We start from the raw sequence: 267 nt of genomic DNA, 5'->3' as shown, positions 1-267 counted from the left end.
TCGAAGGCGTCGCAGATCACGCCCCAGGCCCCGTCGGGGGCGGCGACCGGCTCCCCGGGCTGCGCCGAGGGCGTCGGCTCGGAAGCGAGATCGGAGATGCGCTCGAAGTTCAGCGCGTGGTAGCCGCGCGATTCGCCGAGGAAGTCGGCGACGAACTGATCCGCGGGGTTCGCGAGGAGCTCGGCGGGCGAGCCGATCTGCGCGAGGATCCCGCCCTCCTTGAGCACGACGATCTGGTCGCCGAGCTTGAGCGCCTCGTCGATGTCG

1 pseudogene is annotated in these 267 nt (G+C 71.2%); it reads right to left on the bottom strand.

Annotated elements, in window-relative coordinates:
• Positions 1 to 267: pseudogene (locus AMS65_RS20060) on the bottom strand (ABC transporter ATP-binding protein); the annotation flags it as partial.

The organism is Leucobacter celer subsp. astrifaciens (assembly GCF_001273835.1).
Classification (GTDB): domain Bacteria; phylum Actinomycetota; class Actinomycetes; order Actinomycetales; family Microbacteriaceae; genus Leucobacter; species Leucobacter celer.
Note: the sequence above shows the minus strand (reverse complement) of the source record. Positions and strands in the feature narration are given on the sequence as shown.